General features: G+C 59.9%; 1 protein-coding gene and 1 pseudogene. Both read left to right on the top strand.

Annotated features, from left to right (window positions below):
* Positions 1-266 (top strand): annotated as a pseudogene (locus tag AC1D1P_RS24290) (FtsH protease activity modulator HflK); the annotation flags it as partial.
* A gap of 11 nt (positions 267-277) precedes the next feature.
* Positions 278-1,016 (top strand): protease modulator HflC (gene hflC / locus AC1D1P_RS24295; protein ID WP_477674786.1); only part of this gene is annotated, 739 nt, incomplete at its 3' end.

Below are 1,016 nucleotides of genomic sequence, written 5' to 3' on the forward strand. Positions count from 1 at the left end.
GTATGTACACCGACGCCATGCAGCAGGTTTATTCCAGTGTGACCAAGGTGATGGTCGAGTCCCGTCAGGGCTCCAACCTGCTGTACCTGCCGCTGGACAAAATCATGCAGATGACGACGCAGGGTGATGCTGGCAGTACCGCAGAGCCCGCGCTGGTTCCCGGCGCAGCGTCTTCGCCAACGGTGCCTGCCGCGCCTGTTTCCAGCTTGCCCCTTGATGCCCGATCCCGCGATGCTTCCCGCACGCGCGATCGTGAAACACGCTAAGGAAGACGATCGTGAATAGAGTTGGATTTATCATTTCTTCGTTGCTGGTGATCCTGGCATTGCTCAGCTCCACGCTTTTTGTGGTGGACCAGCGGCAGTTCGGCGTGGTTTATGCGTTGGGGCAGATCAAGGATGTGGTCACTGAACCGGGCCTGCATTTCAAGATGCCACCGCCGTTCCAGAACGTCTCTTACATCGACAAGCGCCTGCTGGTGCTCGACAGCGTCGACGCCGAGCCCATGCTGACGGCAGAAAAGCAGCGTGTCGTGATCGACTGGTACGTGCGCTGGCGCATCATCCAGCCCACCGACTACATCCGCAACGTCGGCCTGGACGAAAAAACCGGCGCCAACCAGCTCAACCGCGTGGTGCGCAATGCCTTCCAGGAAGAGATCAACAAACGCACCGTCAAGGACCTGCTTTCGCTCAAGCGCGAAGCCCTGATGGCCGACGTCAAGCGGGAAGTGCTTCAAGCCGTGCAGGGTGCGCAGCCCTGGGGCGTTGACGTGGTCGACGTGCGTATCACGCGCGTGGACTATGTGGAAGCCATCACCGATTCCGTCTACAAGCGCATGGTTGCGGAGCGCCAACGCGTGGCCAATGAACTGCGTTCTACCGGTTTGGCAGAAGGCGAAAAAATCCGTGCCGACGCCGACCGCCAGCGAGAAGTCACCATCGCCAACGCCTACCGCGATGCGCAAAAGGTCAAAGGCGAGGGCGATGCCGAAGCCGCTCGCACCTATGCCGAAT

Source organism: Polaromonas sp. P1_E1_2, from assembly GCF_056406035.1.